The organism is Priestia sp. AB (assembly GCF_028369225.1).
Classification (GTDB): Bacteria; Bacillota; Bacilli; order Bacillales; family Bacillaceae_H; genus Priestia; species Priestia megaterium.
Window position 1 is genome coordinate 70516 of record NZ_JAQMYN010000014.1, and the last position, 18659, is coordinate 89174.

Annotated in this window: 20 protein-coding genes and 3 pseudogenes; 3 read left to right on the forward strand and 20 right to left on the reverse strand. The window is 36.4% G+C overall.

Features of this window, described 5'->3' with window-relative positions:
• The first annotated feature begins 98 nt into the window (after nt 1–98).
• The 3 genes from POF52_RS26425 to POF52_RS26435 all read left to right on the forward strand — a co-directional run bounded on the left by POF52_RS26425 (nt 99) and on the right by POF52_RS26435 (nt 2801).
• Nucleotides 99–377, forward strand: coding sequence for an ArsR/SmtB family transcription factor (locus tag POF52_RS26425; protein ID WP_025753557.1), 279 nt, complete (start codon nt 99–101; stop codon nt 375–377).
• 354 nt (nt 378–731) lie between these two features.
• On the forward strand, nt 732–1298 hold the full coding sequence (locus tag POF52_RS26430; protein ID WP_271996419.1) for a flavin reductase family protein: 567 nt from the start codon (nt 732–734) through the stop codon (nt 1296–1298).
• Between the two features lie 312 nt (nt 1299–1610).
• Nucleotides 1611–2801 (forward strand): MFS transporter, encoded by a 1191-nt coding sequence (locus POF52_RS26435; RefSeq protein WP_271996420.1) that lies wholly within the window; start codon nt 1611–1613, stop codon nt 2799–2801.
• A 469-nt stretch (nt 2802–3270) separates the two neighbouring features.
• Here POF52_RS26435 and POF52_RS31135 read toward each other — a convergent pair whose 3' ends face one another.
• The 20 genes and pseudogenes from POF52_RS31135 to POF52_RS26535 form a co-directional block, all read right to left on the reverse strand.
• Nucleotides 3271–3459 carry a hypothetical protein gene (locus POF52_RS31135; protein ID WP_328265123.1) on the reverse strand — a complete coding sequence of 63 codons (189 nt, stop codon included), beginning with the start codon at nt 3457–3459 and terminating at the stop codon, nt 3271–3273.
• 418 nt (nt 3460–3877) lie between these two features.
• Nucleotides 3878–4204 carry a hypothetical protein gene (locus POF52_RS26445; protein ID WP_271996422.1) on the reverse strand — a complete coding sequence of 109 codons (327 nt, stop codon included), beginning with the start codon at nt 4202–4204 and terminating at the stop codon, nt 3878–3880.
• 455 nt (nt 4205–4659) lie between these two features.
• The gene (locus POF52_RS26450; protein ID WP_271996425.1) at nt 4660–5325 is read right to left on the reverse strand and encodes a restriction endonuclease; all 666 of its coding nucleotides are present in this window, start codon (nt 5323–5325) and stop codon (nt 4660–4662) included.
• Nucleotides 5318–6307: a DUF3991 and TOPRIM domain-containing protein gene (locus tag POF52_RS26455; protein WP_271996427.1), complete on the reverse strand. Its 990-nt coding sequence runs from the start codon at nt 6305–6307 to the stop codon at nt 5318–5320. Before POF52_RS26455 ends, POF52_RS26450 begins: the two co-directional genes overlap by 8 nt.
• A 78-nt stretch (nt 6308–6385) precedes the next feature.
• The gene (locus POF52_RS26460; RefSeq protein WP_271996429.1) at nt 6386–7417 is read right to left on the reverse strand and encodes a hypothetical protein; all 1032 of its coding nucleotides are present in this window, start codon (nt 7415–7417) and stop codon (nt 6386–6388) included.
• A gap of 157 nt (nt 7418–7574) precedes the next feature.
• Nucleotides 7575–7853: a hypothetical protein gene (locus tag POF52_RS26465; protein ID WP_271996431.1), complete on the reverse strand. Its 279-nt coding sequence runs from the start codon at nt 7851–7853 to the stop codon at nt 7575–7577.
• A 407-nt stretch (nt 7854–8260) separates the two neighbouring features.
• A pseudogene (locus POF52_RS26470) lies at nt 8261–9286 on the reverse strand (ArdC-like ssDNA-binding domain-containing protein); the annotation flags it as partial.
• Entirely contained in the window at nt 9279–9554 is a 276-nt protein-coding gene (locus POF52_RS26475; protein WP_271996433.1) for a hypothetical protein, read from the reverse strand. The pseudogene POF52_RS26470 and the gene POF52_RS26475, both read right to left, overlap by 8 nt.
• A 50-nt stretch (nt 9555–9604) precedes the next feature.
• A complete protein-coding gene (locus POF52_RS26480) occupies nt 9605–10039 on the reverse strand; it encodes a hypothetical protein (RefSeq protein ID WP_271996435.1) in 435 nt (144 codons plus the stop codon).
• Nucleotides 10039–11238: pseudogene (gene mobP2, locus POF52_RS26485) on the reverse strand (MobP2 family relaxase). The gene POF52_RS26480 and the pseudogene mobP2 overlap by 1 nt, the downstream one beginning before the upstream one ends.
• Entirely contained in the window at nt 11235–11588 is a 354-nt protein-coding gene (locus POF52_RS26490) for a hypothetical protein (RefSeq protein ID WP_098980303.1), read from the reverse strand. The pseudogene mobP2 and the gene POF52_RS26490 overlap by 4 nt, the downstream one beginning before the upstream one ends.
• Entirely contained in the window at nt 11585–11842 is a 258-nt protein-coding gene (locus POF52_RS26495) for a hypothetical protein (protein ID WP_075422497.1), read from the reverse strand. The genes POF52_RS26490 and POF52_RS26495 overlap by 4 nt, the downstream gene beginning before the upstream one ends.
• Nucleotides 11843–12101: 259 nt before the next feature.
• Nucleotides 12102–12989: a hypothetical protein gene (locus POF52_RS26500; RefSeq protein WP_271996443.1), complete on the reverse strand. Its 888-nt coding sequence runs from the start codon at nt 12987–12989 to the stop codon at nt 12102–12104.
• 10 nt (nt 12990–12999) lie between these two features.
• Entirely contained in the window at nt 13000–13581 is a 582-nt protein-coding gene (locus POF52_RS26505) for a MerR family transcriptional regulator (RefSeq protein ID WP_252282208.1), read from the reverse strand.
• A gap of 14 nt (nt 13582–13595) precedes the next feature.
• Entirely contained in the window at nt 13596–14708 is a 1113-nt protein-coding gene (locus POF52_RS26510; RefSeq protein ID WP_271996449.1) for a bifunctional lytic transglycosylase/C40 family peptidase, read from the reverse strand.
• 3 nt (nt 14709–14711) lie between these two features.
• Nucleotides 14712–16643 (reverse strand): VirB4 family type IV secretion system protein, encoded by a 1932-nt coding sequence (locus tag POF52_RS26515; RefSeq protein WP_271996464.1) that lies wholly within the window; start codon nt 16641–16643, stop codon nt 14712–14714.
• A gap of 50 nt (nt 16644–16693) precedes the next feature.
• A complete protein-coding gene (locus POF52_RS26520; protein WP_047933310.1) occupies nt 16694–17044 on the reverse strand; it encodes a hypothetical protein in 351 nt (116 codons plus the stop codon).
• A gap of 19 nt (nt 17045–17063) precedes the next feature.
• Nucleotides 17064–17777: a hypothetical protein gene (locus POF52_RS26525; RefSeq protein WP_271996454.1), complete on the reverse strand. Its 714-nt coding sequence runs from the start codon at nt 17775–17777 to the stop codon at nt 17064–17066.
• 15 nt (nt 17778–17792) lie between these two features.
• Nucleotides 17793–18083: a DUF5592 family protein gene (locus tag POF52_RS26530; RefSeq protein ID WP_095380525.1), complete on the reverse strand. Its 291-nt coding sequence runs from the start codon at nt 18081–18083 to the stop codon at nt 17793–17795.
• Between the two features lie 39 nt (nt 18084–18122).
• Nucleotides 18123–18659 (reverse strand): annotated as a pseudogene (locus tag POF52_RS26535) (hypothetical protein); the annotation flags it as partial.

Consider the following 18659-nt stretch of genomic DNA (forward strand, 5'->3'; position numbering starts at 1 on the left):
CATCAGGAAAATGAGATCTCTATAGTATACTTGCAACTATAATATTAGCTTGTACTCATATGGGGTATCTAATTCATTGAGAAAAAGGGGTACTAACAATGGAGGATAACTCGAAGTTACAGCAGGCGACAAAAATATATAAAGCACTCGGTGAACCGACCCGATTAAAGATTGCTCGTTTGCTTGCTAATGAAGCAAATTTATGTTGTTCGGATATTGGGACAAAACTTGAATCAATTGCTGGATCAACTTTATCCCATCACTTAAAACAATTAACTGATTGCGGACTTCTGAGTACTTATAAAGAAGGCACATATATATACTACAGCCTAGACCGTGAGTTAATTGGAAAGTATGCTCCATATGTGATGGAGTAATTTCTCTTATTTCTATATTTCTATACTTAAGGAAATATAGAAATAAGAGGTATGATTTTTCTTGTCTGGATTATGGCTAAATTGCTTGATAGGTATCCTCATCTAAATTCTGAGTATATCCATTACTAGTACTTTAGATAAAAAGGCTAAAGCAAATCATCTATCGTTATTATAAGCGCGTTAAATTCATGGTGTGTCACCTTTATAAAACATTTCTAAAGAAATTGTAAAGGTCACTTTGTCTACGTGCAAAAATCAGCTCTTTACAGCTAATTTTTCAAACGCTCGGTTAATGTATGAACTTAAATCTATATTTCTAGAAATATAGAAATATAAAACAAAAGGAGAAAGATGATGAGAAAAAATATTGGAGCAAAATCTTATGTATTACCACAACCAGTTTTTATTATTGCAGCGTATGACGAAAATGGAATTCCGAATGCCATGGCTTCTACATGGGGTGGTATTAGTAATGAAAATGAAATTTCAATCTGCATTAGTTCAGAACGAAAGACGTTAAAGAATATCATGCTGCATGGTGCATTTACCGTAAGCATGTCAGATGCGTCTTTTCTTGAGGCGTGCGATTATCTTGGAAATGAAACTGGCAATGAGGTTCCAGATAAATTTGCAAGAGCTGGATTTCATGCAGTTAAGGCGGATTTTGTCGATGCACCACTGATTGAGGAACTTCCATTTGCGTTAGAGTGTAAAGTGAAACGTTATGATGAAAAAGAATGGCGCATGATTGCTGAAATCGTGAACATCAGTGTTGCAGAGAATATACTGGATGAGAAAGGTAAAGTCAGTCTGGATAAATTTAGTCCTCTTGTATTTGATCGGATGAGTAGGAATTACCATAAAATTGGAGAAAAAGTAGGAAATGCTTTTGAGGATGGACTGAGTCTTAAGAAAAAGTAAAAATCAGCCTTACAAAAAAAGTGGCCTTTCCCTCACGAGGAAGGCCGCCCATATTGTTTACTTATTTTGTTCGAGAGTTACATTTTCAACTACCACAGCTTTTTCAGAACCTGTAACTGAATTGGAACTTGCTCCTGTCTCCATTGTAAAGGCCAGTATAACAATGGTAGTCAAAGCAAGTCCTCCAACAGCATAAGCAGCGTAACGTTTTAAGCTCTTTACAGTTAATTTTTCAAACGCTGGGTTAATTTATGAACTTAAATCTATATTTCTAGAAATATCGAAATAAAAAAACGAAAGGTGTGATCTATTTTGTCAAATATATGGAAAATTTACTTACTGGCTGCCATTAGTTTTCTTAATGGTACATCAGAATACGTTATTGCCGGAATCTTAGACAGAATTGCTGAGGCCAATAACATTTCAGTTTCATCTGCAGGACAGCTAATTACCGTGTTCTCAATAGCTTTTGGAGCAGGGACACCTTTTCTAATTGCTATGACTGCTCGACTGGAACGAAAAAAACTTCTTGTCTATGCTTTAACCGTTTTCTCTGTCATCAATATTCTTATTGCAATTATAACAGGTTATGAAATGCTAATGGCAGCTAGAATCATCTCTGCCCTTAGTGCCGGCGTTATCCAAGTTACGCTTCTAACCCTTGCTGCAGTTTTAGCAGCTCCAGGAAAACAGGGAGGTGCGATTGCTACAGTTGTTACGGGGCAAAGTACTGCTTTGGTCGTAGGTGTACCTATAGGAAGAGTTGTGGCTTCGCATTATGATTGGAATGTAATATTCATTGGGCTTGGTGTAGTAGGATTACTTTTCTCCGCCTTAGCGTCGTTTACTATACCAAAAACAGTTGCTGAAGAACCTGTACCTTTGCGTGAGCAGTTTAAATTTCTTATGAAACCACGTATCTCAGCATACTTGCTCATCACGTTTCTATGGTTAGGTTCATATTCCATTGTATTTACCTACATTTCACCGTATTTCTTAAATACATTCGGAATGAGCAATAAAGGGGTAACTACAGCCCTCTTTATATTTGGGATTGCTAGCGCTATTGGATCCAAATTAGGAGGTTTTAGTACAGATAAGTGGGGATCATTTCGTACATTAACCGGAGGAATATTACTCCATGCTATTGCACTATTGCTATTCCCATTTATCGGTCAATTTGCTTTTGTTTTCTATGTATTGCTTATTTTTTGGGCGCTTTCAGCTTGGTCTTCTGGCGCGCCGATACAATTTCAGCTTATAAGCCTTGCTCCTGCTGCAGCAAGCATTGTGCTTAGTTTACACAGTGCTTTTGGACAACTTGGAATGGCAGCTGGAGCTGGTATCGGTGGTGTTGCTGTCAAAAATGGTTTGTTGAATTATATTCCTTGGATTGGGGCTTTTGCCCTTGCCATTTCTGTCGTAGTAATTGTTGGTGACAACGTTCTATCTAAACGAAAACAGACTAAAGAAACTCAGAGCAATCTTTGTATAGAAAAATAAAAGTCTACTATCCAATGTGTTTGACACATTAGACATAGCAAAAAGCCACTTGTTTTATACAAGTGGCTTTTAACATTTAAGCCTACTTGAAACATAAGCTCCCTTGCTGCCTCTATATCTACAAGTAAGGCTCTTCTTAAAGCACTATTGTATCTATATGTTTGCATGATTCAATCACCTGCTTCTCTAAGTTGTTATCTTTTTATTTGTTTGAACGAATCGTCCATTTTGATAACCATGTTCTTCATAAAAACTCTCCTCCTTTTATATTTTTATAAGAAACGAAAAAAGTACGTTCCAAATAGAAAGATGCTATTTCATCACAATTATTTATGAATAAAACCTAGTTAACCCACGATTATGACATGCAGAGAAATGCTCTCTGATGAAATTAACTTTTGTTTTACGTATAACTGCTCATTCGATGCAAATTTCAGCGCTATACAGTAGGTGAATATTTTATAGTTATTTATTTTGTAAGACTTGGAACTATAAAATTTTTTATTGCTTCTTCTATATTTTTAGAATCCTGTTCATTTGCCTGACTATCTAAATATCGTGGTATTACCTCCCCTAAAGCCCCCACTCCTAAATCAAATGCTTCATTCGTTTTTTTATTGCAAAAACAATGAGCATAAAAGGTAGGAATCTCGTTCAATATCCATCCCTTAATATTAAAGTCCACTTTATTTATATAAGAAACACAATTGTGAAAACGTATTAACATTTCATTTTCACATTTCCCTTGTTCAAGTTCTTCAAAGTTTAAGAGGTAATTCTTTATTAATGACTTTATATAATCATTTTCACTATTTTTTAATTGTAGCTTTGGAATAAAGATTGATTAAAAAATATCCCTCAATCCTTATCTAATAGCAACTTCAAAAACTCCATTTTGAAAAAAGATTGTTCAAAATGGAGTTACTCCTTTTAAATAAGTATGAGATTTTTATAAAAAAGTTTGATCATTTTCCACCTATGTTGCTCCACAATCGCGCCCGATTGTTGAAGATCGTTATTCAACTAAAGCCCAAGTTAGTTAAAGTGCAAATCTTCACACACTCTTTTCTAAATTTTTAATTCTTTTTTCTAATCTCTTCTTTTGAGACAACACACCAACCGTTTACTTTAAGTCTCTCTATATAGTTCTCTATCTCGATTTCTTCCCTTTCTAACTCAAGGGGGCATAGTGAAACCCAGCATTCATTTAAAGCATAATTCATTGTAACCTTAACAACTTCATATCCATTATGAAATCCTGGATGGAATCCTGGATCATCTAAAATGTCCCCTTTTACAGGACGAATGTTAGATTCAAATGTTTTTATAACTATTTCTCCGATATTGTTTTCTTTTTGTTCTTTTATGGATGATATAAAAATCATTAAATTTATTTTCATCATAATCCCCTTCTTTACCTTAAATTGTATTAATTAAGTTATCTCTCTCCACAATACTACGAAATGGAGATATTCTCCATAATCTGCTTCGTTAGTTCAATAAGAATTAAACAACTTTATTAAATAACTTTATTATCTCTGAACACCAAAGCGATGATACTAATTAATTGAAGTAAAAAGCAGCTAAAACTGTGTAGTAGTATTATCTGCTTTATAGAATGTTCCCCAAAGTATGATGTGGGAACGTTTTTTAGTTCTACTCCACAATATGCCCGTTTGTTCAACAAAAAAAATCCTGCATATCAATACAGGATTTTTAATCAAACTTTATTATAAATGATCAATCTTTGTTTTAAACGATCAATCTTTTTTATAAAACTACATTAATAGCTCATTTGCTATTTCTACCTTCTCCATTAAAATCGGCTCCTTTTTAGAGCAAGAAAAAACAGACCTTACTATACTGAAGGTCTGCTCTTACTTACTTCCTTATTAATTTTCTCTGTATGACGACAAGAAGGGAAAGAGGAACAGCCAAAAAAGCGAGTACCATTCCCATCTCGTACGACTAGATCTTGCCCACATTTCGGACATTTACGAGGTTCTGGTGTGATATTTTCAAAGATTTCTCGTGCCTTGAAAACAGGATTGACATCATTAATAAACTTTTGAAGATCCGCCCGATCCACTAACGTTACATCACATGCAGCTGCAAGCTCTTTTGCTTGTTTCGTAAAATAACTATTGGTCACAACCCACGCTTGATTCGCTTTATAATACGCTTTTGCCCCATAAACTTCTTGTACAGCCGAAAGACTCACCCGATTTTTAACTCCATACCTTTTGGCTTGAATGACAATCTTATCTTTGCCTTTCATCACCAAGTCAGCTCCAAAATCACCAGACTTTTGCGTAACTTGAGGTTTATAACCTAATTGCTGAAAAAGTGCTTTCAGATAGATTTCGAACTGATAACCATCCATTTTATCAATATAGGGCATGCCTGATTGGGCTAGCTCTTTCATATACTTCCGTTCACGAAAGACACGGTAAGCAAATTGAGAAAGCTTAAATAAAATGATGACAAGAAAAAGATAAAATACACTTTGAAACACTTTATCCATTCATTGAAAGCTCCTGTTCTGTTTGTTTATTCCGGAGACGTGATGCCACAGGTTGAATGCTTTTTCCATTCTTCTTTAACTCTTCGTTCCAATCTTTCGCTCCCTTTGGAATATCTACTCTTATTAAATCAGCATTAACGATTTGGTTCATTTTGTCAATAAATTCTTTTCCTCCTTGGTCATTATCAACAGCTAACACCATTTCTTTAATGCCTAAGCCTTCTCTTCGAGCTTCAATATAAGACTGTGCAACGGTTTTAGGTTTTAAGCCATTCATACTAATAAGGCGTGTATTCTGCAATTGAGTCTCCTGTATACTCCAATAAGAAAGAAGATCAATCGGGCTTTCAAAGAAATGAATCTTGTTTGGGCGACCAACATCAACTGAAAAGCCTGTATGTGGGTTATCGTTCGGTAAGACTTGTTTAAAAGAACCTCGTTTATTTTTTATTGAAGCTGTTCCTTGTCGATCTGCCCCAATCACTTTTCCTTTACCTCCATGCTCACGCCATTTAAACACGACATTGTTTCGTTTGTCCTGGGCGATTAAATCTTTTTGAAGGAGCCAGTTAACTAATCGAGGATCTATTTTACGTTCTTTTATGAGATAATCTTTTACTTTGCTTTGATCCTTTACTTCTAACTCTTTTGGATAGCGAAAAGGCTCTTTTGATGGTGAAACCGACGGTTGCTCATGTGACTGAGAAAGCTCTTTATAATCACCTTTATTGATATCTAATACAGCTTGTGGAAAAGACATCCCATAATACATTTGAGCGAAACTGATTGCTCCATATCCTTTTTCATTTCGGCTATTCCAAGCGTACATGTTTCCTTTGATGAGTAAGCTATCATGTTCCGTATGACGGTAATACTTACCCTCTTTTACAAAGGTTTCGCCTTTGGCTTCCAGATACGACAACAAATCAATATCTCGCGCTTTCATAACCTCCTCCTCCTTGACGTGTTTTCGTTCTCCCATCTAAATCCCTCCTTCACTCCACGATATGAAAAAGGAGAGCTTTTCAGCCCTCCCATTCTGTCTAAACTTTTGCTTTTTTTAACGTTCCATTTCTTGTGGCTCTTTCTGTTTTCTTGAAGAATTTGCTCCATTATTCCGTGCAAAAAACTTCGTAAATCCATTCTGTGATTTCTCTTCTTTTTTCTGCTTGTCATGATCCTTTTTCTCCGTGTCTAAAGCCTTTTCAAGCTTGGTTAATTTCTCACGTTGAGAATCAGTCAAATTGAGCTCTTTTAATTCCTGCAGCACTTCTTTTTTTAATTTGTACACCTTATCAAAGGAATGCTTTTGTTCAAACTCCTTCATTTTGGCCATACGCTGTTCTTTCTCTTGAGGTGTTTCTTGCTTCAGCTGCTTTTCGACAGGGGATTTTTCTACTTCGGCTTCTTTTTTCGCTTCTTTAGAGGAATCTTTTTCATCTGATATGCCTAATTGAGCTAACAAGTTTTGTTTAAACATTTGCTTATACTGTGTTTCTTCACTAGGCTGCTGCATAACTTCTAGTACTTCTTGTTTGTAATCTTCTTGATATCGGTCCTTTTCTTGTGTCTGTTTACGTGCTTGAAACTGATGAGAAAGCTCATTCTCCATACCTTTCAATTGGTCAGAGGTGAACTGCTTTTCCTTTAAGGCACTTGATTTCAACATGACATAATCGTTTTCTGCATTCACACGGGCTAACATGCTATCAATATCTTGAGGCTTTTCTTTTTCATGAGCCTCTAAAAACGTAATATAGCTTGTTTTGAGCTGCGTTTCCCGATCTTTCTCTAAAACAGGATTCACATCATGACTCTTCAAAAAATCAAGTGTTGCTTCACTTTCATAGGCTTGTTTTTGCCCTTTTTCATCCGTGGAAACAAGTAAAACCTGCGGTTTTTCCTCTCCTATAGCTGATTGTGTTAAGTAAACAGCCCCAGAAGGTATGTCTTGCAGCTGTTCACTACTCATATTGACCCAACGAGCTTCGATTTTTTCATTTTGTGGGTGTTTCATAAACTTCTTTAATTCTCGTTTATCGGAAATAAGCGTTTTAAATTGGTCATTTGAAAGAGATGTTACCTTTTTCATTGTCGATTCCTCCAATTAATTTGTATTTAGATATGAGATAAAGGATCATTTATAAAAGAAAAAGCAGAGGAAAGAATAACCTCTGCTAAAAAATTATTAAGTTAAGACGACTTCATTGTTGAGTGACAATAAAGTTGTTTGAATTTAATAAAGTTGATTAAAAAACGAATACCTTTTCTTCTAACTTTTTCGGTAATGAGATTATACTTAACGATTGCTGTTCCAGTTCTACAATATAGGAATCTTTATCTTCTCTTAAAAGACGAAATAAATCTTCTTTTTTGAATAGTACTCCATTTAATTCGTAATCTTTTAGAAATTGACCATACAATGGTATATCGCTTTTTTGGATAAGGTTTTTTATTACTTTACTATTTGCGCTTAGTTCTCCTACAGTCATAGAATCTAGCATCTTTTTTAGCTTTTTCTCACTCATATTTCATTCTCCTTTCTCTTTTTTAAACAGCTCCATTTAAGTAGTATTTGGACAGTAAAAAAAGAGAGCTTTAGGCTCCCTTACCTTTCGAGTTCCTGTTCTTCTTTTTTCTTTTTGACGGTGCCTGTACGTTTTTGGAATTGCATTTGATTACCCACTTCAACACGTTCCTGAAAAGTAAGAGATTGTTCTTGAACTTGACCATTCATGACCCCCTTCTCGTTTTTAGTCATAGTTGAATCAATCTGATGTTCAAGTTTCACGACTTCCTCCTTTGTCATCCATCCATTTTTAATCGCTTGGGTTTTGGTTGAGTAATATTTCTCTTCAGCCGTGACACGATCTAAAATGCTATCTACATTTTGTGCCGATTCCTGTTGCTGTTTTTGCTTATAATCTTCATATCCTTCTTTCATTTTCTCTTGTACATTTTCAGAAGAAAGAGGATCTGCCTGCTGCTGTTTTTCATCGTTTTTTTCCGGTGACTGATTTTTTTCTCGCTCTTTCACTAAGGTATCTTCGATTGTTTCAATAAAACCAACGGACGTTTCATGTACTTCTTTTAATAGCTTGGTTTTATCTTCAAAACTCTTTCCTTTTGTCCAATGCGAGAGATAATCCATAGAATACTCGCTCGTATCAATACCAAAATAAGAAGAAACGGTGTAAGCCGTCATTTCTGCCTGAAATTCTCTTTCCGCATCGGTATAGTTTGCCCTTGATTCAGTCGTATGCAGTTTGGCATGAGTCATTTCGTGAAGGAGTGTCTTTACATTTTGACGTTCAGAGTTACGAGGATTTAACGCAACCTCCTTCGTTAATGGATAACACGCACCTTTTGCGCTGCCTAGTTCTTCTTTTGGAGCAATGATGGAAATACCATTCTTTTCAGCAATGGCTTCCATTCCTTTATAAAGCGCCTTGTAATCCTCCACATTGCCCTCTAACCAACGATTCGGGAAGATCTTAGGTAAATCACTTGCTTTCGCATTCGTTTGGCTAATATCAAACGTATGGCCGACTGAAAAATACAGTCGGCCTTGAGTGACTTCTTTTTTCCCCTCTTTTATCAGCTTCTTTTCTTGAGGAGTGGCTTTATCAATCGATTTCCATTTCCCTTTTTCATCCTTGAATTTTGGGACTGTTTTGTTTGGTACAAGGATCTTGATCCCCTTTTCACCTTTATTGACAGAGAACCCTTTATCTTTCCAAAACTTAAATGATCCAACAGCTTGAGCACCCCTAAACTGTTTTTGAATGAGAGCTGTGTTCGACATGGAGTATTGATAAAACTTACCCATAAAAGATAAATAGTCTTTTAAATCTTCGACAGAATGAAAATGCTGATCTACTTTTTGTTCCATCCCTTTCGTTAACTCTTCAACCTCTTTACGCTTATCTTCGGCTGATTTCTTTGTATAGGCTTTACTCATCTTCTCCCTCCTCTTCTTGATAGGAGATCCCTTTAAGCTCCTCTAATTCTTGTTCATACCAAGGTTCCTCTAAATCCACAAAAAGCTTCTGTGTTTTGACATTCATTGGCACCAACATATTCTCTTGATGCACCACGTATTGATGAAACTCCTTCGCTTCTTCTGGACTTAAATTCACCTCTACTTCTTTGTCTTGATATTGCACAATGGCATGATCCTCTCCTACAGCTTTAATCGAAGCTAACACTAAATCTTTGTTAAAAAACATATCTGATTCCTCCTCTACATTTTTAAAACTATCTTTATATAAATCCATCATTAAGATGGTTGTTTCCCTTTGGACTCTTCCCAATCAATCCGTTTTTGACGTTGATTTGCAATACGCTTCTCAACAGCTTCCTTCGCTACCTTTGTGCTATCTAACTCTTGTAAATCGGTTGTCATCAATCCATCAAAACCGTGATGGAAGAAAAGACCGTTCATATATTCAATCAAAATTTGTGAGTTTTTATCGGCACTGTTTGCCCCAAGACGAATTTTTGTTAATTCATCTTTTAAAACCTGATGCAAGTTGTTGCTAACCACTTCCGAAATATATTGTAATGACCATTCCTTTTCTTTGGTTTCTTGATACTTTTGGCAAATATCCATAATGGCTTCCCCAGGAAAACGAAAATGATGTTCTTCCATATAAGTTTGAATATATTCATCTGTTTTCGTATCTAATGAAATGGTACGTCGATGTTTCTCCATCATTCATAACCCCTTTCAGCTTCTCGATTATGTTCGATATCTTTTTGCAATTGCTCATAATGTTTTTGGTTCTTCCAACTTTCATATTCTGATTTAAACGCTCGTTCCATCTTTTTTAATGCAAAATGCATGGAGACATTTCGATTAAAATTCGCAGGACGTTTGGATTGTTTTCGACTTTCTATCATTCTTTTAATCTGTTGCTGCTGCTTATCATACTCTTTCATTTCTTTTAAAAAGGCGTTCCCCATTCGCTTATAAAGATCATCTATTTTTGTTTGCTTATAGCCCTTGTATCGTTTCTCATCAACCTTTCCTTCTCCATACGCTTTCTTTAATTCCTCTACTTCTTTATCTAATTTTCCAAGTAATTGCTGATACTCATTGCGATGATACTTTTCAATATATTTTTGACTCAGCACATCAATAAATGGCTTCATTGGCTTTAGTGTTCAATAGCTATATTGCCACTGCCTTTTATCTTCTGGAAGATGATTATAAATTTGGAGAAACAGTGGTTGAATATCACGATTCTTCCACCTTAACGAAGAATCCTGTTTCTTTTTCCCGACCATATCCTTTCGAATTAAGTCATTTATTTTCTGGTGCTGCTCACCTCGATTTAAAATTTGATTCACGACTGTTGATTTCATTGCATCCAATGTTTTAGGTTTCCTTTTTCCTCGCTCACGAGTAGGTTGTGGTTCTACTGTTGCAATATGAATATGAATGTTCCCAGTGTTGTAGTGAATGGCAGCCGACCAAACAGCCGACTCATTTAACCTTTCCCTTTTAAGCATTTCCTTCATAGACTGACGGGTAATGTCCATTAACTTTTTCTCATCCACTGTATGAGTATCAGCATCATATAAACCATTTTCTTGGAGCCACGGATTATGAAATGTGATGACATCCTGCCACATAATACTGTTATTTTTCTGTGCTTTTTCAAACAACTTTTTTAATTGCTTTTTCTCCTCATCATTCAATTGATTCGACTGTTGGGTAAACAAAGAAGATGTCTTATCAGGGTTATCCATATAATCTTGATAAAGGGTAAACAGTTTTTCATTTGCTCCCTGTTCTTTTTTTGCTTCCTCACGATCTACATAATCTACATAATTTTGAAAAGCTTTCTTATCAGATGTGATAAATTTTGTTTTGAGCACGACTCCTGGTATAACAGAGGACGGCTTCATTTTTTGTACCCCTCTACAATGGCAGCCATCAACTTACCATTTTTTGCGATTCTATAATCCTCAACTTCTTTAAAATTTTTCATGGTTGACCTTTGGATACTTTTTTCTGTACAACACAATGCATTTATAATATGACGACGTTCTCTTTCCAAAAGACTATCTATATTTTGAGTAACAGACTTCACCATTCTTTGTATTGAGTCATCATCACGTTTCTGAGCCTCTTTATGCTCTTTACATATTTGAGAGATAGCATCAGCCGGAAAGCGCAAGTGATTTTCTTCCATGTAACTTTGAATATACTGATCTGTTTCAGTATCAAATGAAATTTTACGTCTTTGCTTCATCATTCTTCATCCTCTCCCATCATTTCTTGAATGAATCCATTAACTGTTTCAATTGCAATTGCACACTTTTCCATCATCTTTATATTTTGGTAGATGATGTTTTCTAGTTCAGCTTCACGATCTTTTTGTTCTTGAAAAACAGCCAGTGTTTCAATCTGACCTTTTAAAAATTCTTGCCGTGAAATCTTTTTTTCTTTTGCGATTTCATCTATTTTTTTTACAGCAGTTGGATCAATATCTCGTAAAAGCATATCCATAACATTCGTTCCTTTCCTGTAAATTGTGGTTCCCCACTATAAAAGAGAGAAGAGCATAAGGGGTTTTTGCTATCACACGGGGTGATAGGCTAGGCAGAGCCTAGCAAAACCGTGATATCACGAAAACCTCTAAAGTGTGAACCTGCTGTTGACCTAAACTCCTCTATGTGAACCTACTGTAAACATGAAAAACTAATGATGTGAACCTACTGTGAACCTCAAAAAAACACATGTTGACCTACTGTTGACATGTGTTTTTTCACTTCATGGCTAAATCTTGTTGCTTTTGATTCAACTTTTGGAGCTTTTCTTGTAAACTTTTTTGTTCATCTTCATAGAGCTGAATGCTTTCATCACTCGACTGAATGGCATCCTTTTTCATCGCAATTTTTGATTCAGTATCGGCTTTTTCCTCATTCACTTGGTACTTCATATCACGTTGTAATTCGTTCATTTCTTGTTGCGTTTGGCGCTTATGTTTGGCTTCTACTGTGATTGCTTTTTCATAGTTTTTCATTTTCTTTTTGACAAAATCTTTTTCTAACTCATTAACTAAAAGCGCATATTCTTGTTTGGTTTTTGTTCCTTTTCCTTCTTCACTTTTCGTTTTTCGTTGGTCAGAATAGAGCGTCGTAATTAACGCATGAGCATCTATTTCCTCTGTTGAATCTGTTTCTGAATTACTCGTTACATCATCTACGTTTACCGTTTCTTTTTCGTCATTTTCTTGATATAGATCAAAGGCAAGTGCTTCCCAATTTGGAGATAGATCGCTGATTCTTACCACATAATAGCCATCATCTTCATACAATAACTGAACAGGTAATTTGATGTTTGGATTCGCTTTTTCTTGTGCAACAAAGCTTACTTCTTCTTCATCTGTTTGATCCATTTTGATGACCATATCCAGTGAGTCATTAGCCGGATGATACACACGATTCTCAATGGTTACGGTTCCTGTTATGTTAGAAGAAATGGCCTCATAGGTTTTGGTATGATACAAAGGATCTTCTGTTTTTAAATAGAATTTTGATGTCAGTAAGGATAAAAAACCGATAAAGAAAAAGATCAACATTGCTGTATACTTCCATGACCGATTGCGATTTAAATTAAATCGATAATCTTCAAATTGCTTCTTAAATGCCATCTGCTCCACCTCATTTCATGATTTCTGTTTTCAATTCTTCGATACTATAAACCACCCATTTGTTCTCTTCTTTCCGTAGAGAAACTTTAATAATGTCATGCGTTTGATCGTCGACATTCTCATCTTTTATGACAAGATGATTCGTAAATTCAGCAATCACTTCGACCTCTTCTTGCCCTCCATCATATTGTTGTACATAAAGCTGTACATCGTTTGGAATGGAAGTGTAACTATCTCCATATACGAACTTTTCAGAAGGATAAAATTGCTCATAAAGCTCTTTGTCCATGATAGATTTTGCAACCTTCTTTCGTTCCTCAAATCCTTCTTTTTCACGATGATAGGACACATCGATGAATTGATTAACCGTATTCAAGTAATCTCGTTTTTGTTGTTCTTGGGCAGAAGGGCGAACTTCACTTAGTTGTTTTTTTAGCTCTTTATTTTCTTCTTTTAAGCTGTCATTTGTGACTTGAATTTGTTTCGAAGCTGTTGTGTTGGAGATATTGTGGTTCAGGTAAATGTTAAAAATGGTTACGCCTGCCACCACAACGGCAAGCGCTCCAAATAGTAGTGCTGCTTTATTTTTCATCGCCTTTTCTCCTTTTAGAATCGTTTTACTCTTCCATTGAATCGTTCACCAAAATAGGTTCCTTTTGCCATACTTGCGATGGCTACACCTGTTTTTCCTTGGCAGCCTAAAAACTGATTATTGCCGACGTATATCCCAACGTGACCGTCTATCTTATAGGTATCAAAAAACACCACATCCCCAGGCTTCATGTCTTTTGGATTGATTGCTTGCCCTTGTGTTTTGAGTGTGTCGGTTGTTACGCCCGACATTGGACCAACATTCATTCCTACTTGCTCGAATGCCCATCTGACAAAACTTGAACAATCAAAACGTCCTGCGTTAATATCAGATTGAGAGCGTCCACCACCAAATACATAGCGTGTTTTACCAATCAACGTTTTGCCTGCGTCAATCACTTTCACACCCGATTTACCGCCACTTCCACCACTCGCAGGAGCAGCCGGTTTTCCGTCGGCTGTGATCGTTCCTGTATAATATTTCAGTACCGCATCGACATACTTCGCGTCGCCATAACAGGCGGAATAAGGAACCATTTCAGGACGCACACAGTGATAATTTCCTGTATGTTTTACCTTTTGATATTGCAATTGTGAAAAAGAGATTGCTAGCTCTGGTGTATATTTGCCTCCATTTTTCATGACATAATTGATAAATCCACCGCCAAAATTGTAGGACTGAAGGCAAAGCTTCAAATCATAATGAGCTTTTTCTAAGACACTTTTAAAATGTAGAACTCCTTTATCGACCGATAATTCAGGACTAGAAATACATCCAACCGATCCACAAAACGACTCACTACTTTGCATCGGATCGTTTCCTCTTCCTCCACTTTCTTGCATCATCAATGCCATCATAATCGGCACATACGAAGCATCTAACCCATGTTTTTGTGCGTATTTTTCAAGCAAGGGTTGATACTTCATAACCTCTGGTGACACATTAGCCGTTCCTACGCCAATGCCTCCGCCTTCAATCTCTGTTACCTCACTTTGTTGACTATCTTTTTCAAATTCACCTGTAATGGCTACAATCGTACTCATGACTAAGAGGCCCGATAATCCTAACAGGATCAACGCGCCTCCAATCAAATATTTTTTTGGAATGAGCTGTAAAACGATATGCAAGGCTTACGCACCTCCACCGTACAGCACTTTTTCTTCTTCATCGATTTCAATATGAAAAAGAATGTTTTTTACGGACTTAATACAGAGCAGCACATCTCCAATTGGTAGCTTCGGAATCTCAGCCAATTCACTATCGGTAATCCCTGTTTTAAACACTCGTTGAATGGTATCTAAGTTGTTATCATCCTGCTGCATGATGAATTTATATTGTGTTAAATCAAAGAGTTTTTTAATTTTTTCAATCGCTGTTTGTTCAGAACCATCTGGCACAAAGTCACTAATTAAATGACTTGCGTAAATCAAACCTGCAAAGTATTTCCGTGCTTCTCGACTAAATTCGGTCAAGAAATCTAAGGTATGTTCATTGCCTTTTTTCGTGTTGATGAGATGATGAGCCTCGTCAATAACAATGAGATAACGTACAGCATCTTCAAAGGTCAATGTCCCTTTCGTAAAGGCTGCCAGTTGTGCTTCTCCATTCTGCAGCATGCCATCCCATAATAAACTCATGACGTTAAAAAGCTGTGCTTGTGCAATTTCATCTTTTAATTTTGATAAATGACGGATGGAGAAGAATACGACTTGTTCATCGTTAAAATCTTCAATTGTGGAAATCCCATCAAACAAATGAGCATACGTTTCAACTAAGTTTTCAATATTTAGCTCAATTAATTCAAGACGACGTTTTCGATACTCTCCTAAGTTCGGATGGTGCTCTCTTGTTTTCTCATCTGCATATAACTCTTGTCGAATGAGCTGTAGAAACTCACTAAACGTTGGGTAGGCTTCTGGTGAAAGCCCCGTAATATGATTGCTTGCGCCCTTCTCATCGTTCCATAACTTCTTTTGGATATAGAGTTTACGAAGTAGCTTTTCATACTCTTTTAACTCATCATCTTTTGCTTCTGGTGCAATATAGCGATAGAAAACGGTTAGTTTGGATAAATGCTGCGTAAAGCTATTAATCTCATGTACATGTGTTTTAAACACTTGTAAGGGATTAATTTGCCCTTCTGATCCATCTAGTGCAATCTGTTTGCCTCCTAATTCTCTGACGAGACTTTCAAACTCCCCTACGATATCAAATCCTCGAATCTTATAGCCTTTAATGGCATTATCCGTGGTGACTTTCTTTAAAAATGTGGATTTACCTGCGCCCATTAATCCCATCAACACCGCATTATAACTTTTACGTTGTTGGTCTTTGTGAAACAAATCAAAGATGACGCTGCCACCTGTACGAGTTGTCCCTTGATACGTACCATATGGATCATCTAAGTGGGTAAAATGAAAAGGAAACCCTCCGGCTAATGCTAATGCTGGGATTTCCTTTCCTTTTCGCTTATTGGGATATTTCTTTTGTATGTCAAAATGTGTGACTAATGATTCCCATTCATACTCCTGTTCATTTAAGAAAATGGATCCTCTGAAGTTATGCGTTTCAAGATGATGAATGACTTCTTTTAATCGCTTTTCTAAGTCAGGAATGGTTTTTTCCGCAATATAAATGCGAAGGTGTACCCGTTTGATCACTTCTCCATTTGTCACTTGACGGTATAAATCTTTCATATCTAAATACTGTTCCTGTGCATCCATACGATCAATGTTTTCTTTGGCATTCACATGCCGTGCATTTTGTTCCGACATATTTTTATTGATCGCTTCTACGACTTGTTTTCGCTCATCACTTACCACATCTAACGTAGTAATCGCATTTGGCATATTCATGATCGGTTCCAGCCAAAAATCATTCACGTTCGTTGGGTACTCATAAATATGAATGCAAGTCGAATACCCATCACCATTTCGAACAAGGTTTTCTTTAAAGCTCACGCCTCCTTGTGGTTGAATCTGCGCCACAAAATAAGGATTGTATCCTTTTTTCTGCTTGATCTCTTGGGGTGTTTTCTCTTTTTTACGGAAAGGTAAAGACATCATCTATGTTTCATCCTCTCTTCTTTTTCAAATTAGATTTTTCAAAAAAATTAGGTTATTTGACCGTTTTCATCAAACGTTGATATTTCGTCAAAAACTGTACCGGACTCTATGATTTTATTAATATCAGAAGATAATTTTATAAACTCTGTTGTATTTTCTTTATTGGCCTCTAGATAGGTGAATTTACAATATAGATACAGACCTTCATATCCTTCTTCTTTTATTCGTTGAGTATTTATAATGTAACTTTCGTACAGTTCGTCTTCAATAGGTTGGCCTACTACATTTTTACGTTCCGTAATATACCACTGAAAATGTCCCTCTGAATCGGGCGCTGCATGAAAAATCAAAACAGCGTCACGATTATTTTTGTGAAGTCGAATAGCGTATTTTATCACCTTTTATTTTCACCCTTTCTTATTGTTTATTGCCAAGCTTGGCATTTTGATTGTAGAGTTTGTAAAGAAGATTGATTTGTTTTTCATCCGAAACAGGTAACAGAGGGACAGCCAGTTGAATATCACGCATAAATTGATCTTTTCGTTCTTTCACAGCGAGTTCAGTCGGTCCATATAGAAAAAGAAAGTATTCTCGATTGGTTCGCCCCCATTCTAAATATTGAAGCTCTTTTAATTTTTTTCGTAAGAACCGAAGGGATAACGCATTTGGAGCTTCTCGAATCTTCTTTTCAAGATACTGTTGTTGCTTTTGAGTTGAAACAGGCAAGTTTAACGAGATAATCTTAAAAGGATCTTTATCGCCCTGGTATGTTTTCGCCAATGTATAAATATTGCGTCCTGCCTCTTGGTCATGCATAGCATTGATATCTGTACTTTGAAGCTGCCAGATGCCAAAAAAGCCGCCATCATCTTTTAGCTGAAATAACCCACTATCTGTTTGATCGATAATGGGAATAATATCAGCCACACTTTTCTTTTCCTCCGGTAGTTTCTCTTTCTTTTTTTCCTTTTCAGCCTTTGGAGGTTGTAACAGCGAAAAAGGATTCTTTTTCTTTGTACGAGCGATCTGTTTATCCAGTTCCTTTTCATCAAAGAGAAGGGATTTACTTGTCTTTTTTTCTTTTAAAATAGGTTTCTCTTTTTCTAGGATTCTTTCATCAAATAATGCCATTTATCATACCCTCCTTTATTCTTGATCTCGATCTATGGCACAATACGTGCTCTTCTTTCGTACCAATGTAAGCAATAATGCCTCATACATCCGTTTTTTAGGGTTCGTACTTGGTCTAACGATCATCAACACCCCAAATATGCCCATGAAGATATAAAAGGGAATTTGAAGCGTAGGATGAATGAAAAAACGTAACATCATCGTGACCATAAGTAAGCCAATAATGAACAACAAATCAAAGAGATAAAGAGATTTATTAATCTTTAATTCCGTAGAGATTTCTTTCGGAATGTTATAGTTTGCCATGACTCTTCTCCTTCCCATAAAAAAGAGAAGTAACGCTTGTTACTTCTCTTCTGGTTTATTTCGTTTCTTTGATCCAAGGTTTCGTAAATCTCGTCCTGTATTTCGTCCAATTTGATAAGAACGTTTTGTTTTATGGATTGTTTGCGAATTATCAATACGTTCTTTTACCTTTCCTACCCCTCCCTTAAAGTTATCTTTTACCACTTGTGCAATATTACGTGTTTCTATCCGGTTCTGTTCTGGCATTGGAATATCGTCTGTTGAAGTAGGAACTGTGTCTTTTTCAATCTGTTGTTTTCCTTGGCGAGGTTCCTGTGTAGCTGCCACTTGTGCTTGTGCTTGATCCATCCCTGTCGGCATAGAGACAGAAGGTTCTCTTGTTGGTGTAGGATAGCTTACGTTTTCTACAGAAGAGCCACCTTCGCTTGTACTTCCGCCGTAACCGGAAGTTTGGATTTCTTCATGAACAGGTGTACTCATACTTCCTACAGAAGACCCGCCTTCGCCTGTACTTCCGCCGTAACCGGAAGTTTGGATTTCTTCATGAACAGGTGTACTCATACTTCCTACAGAAGA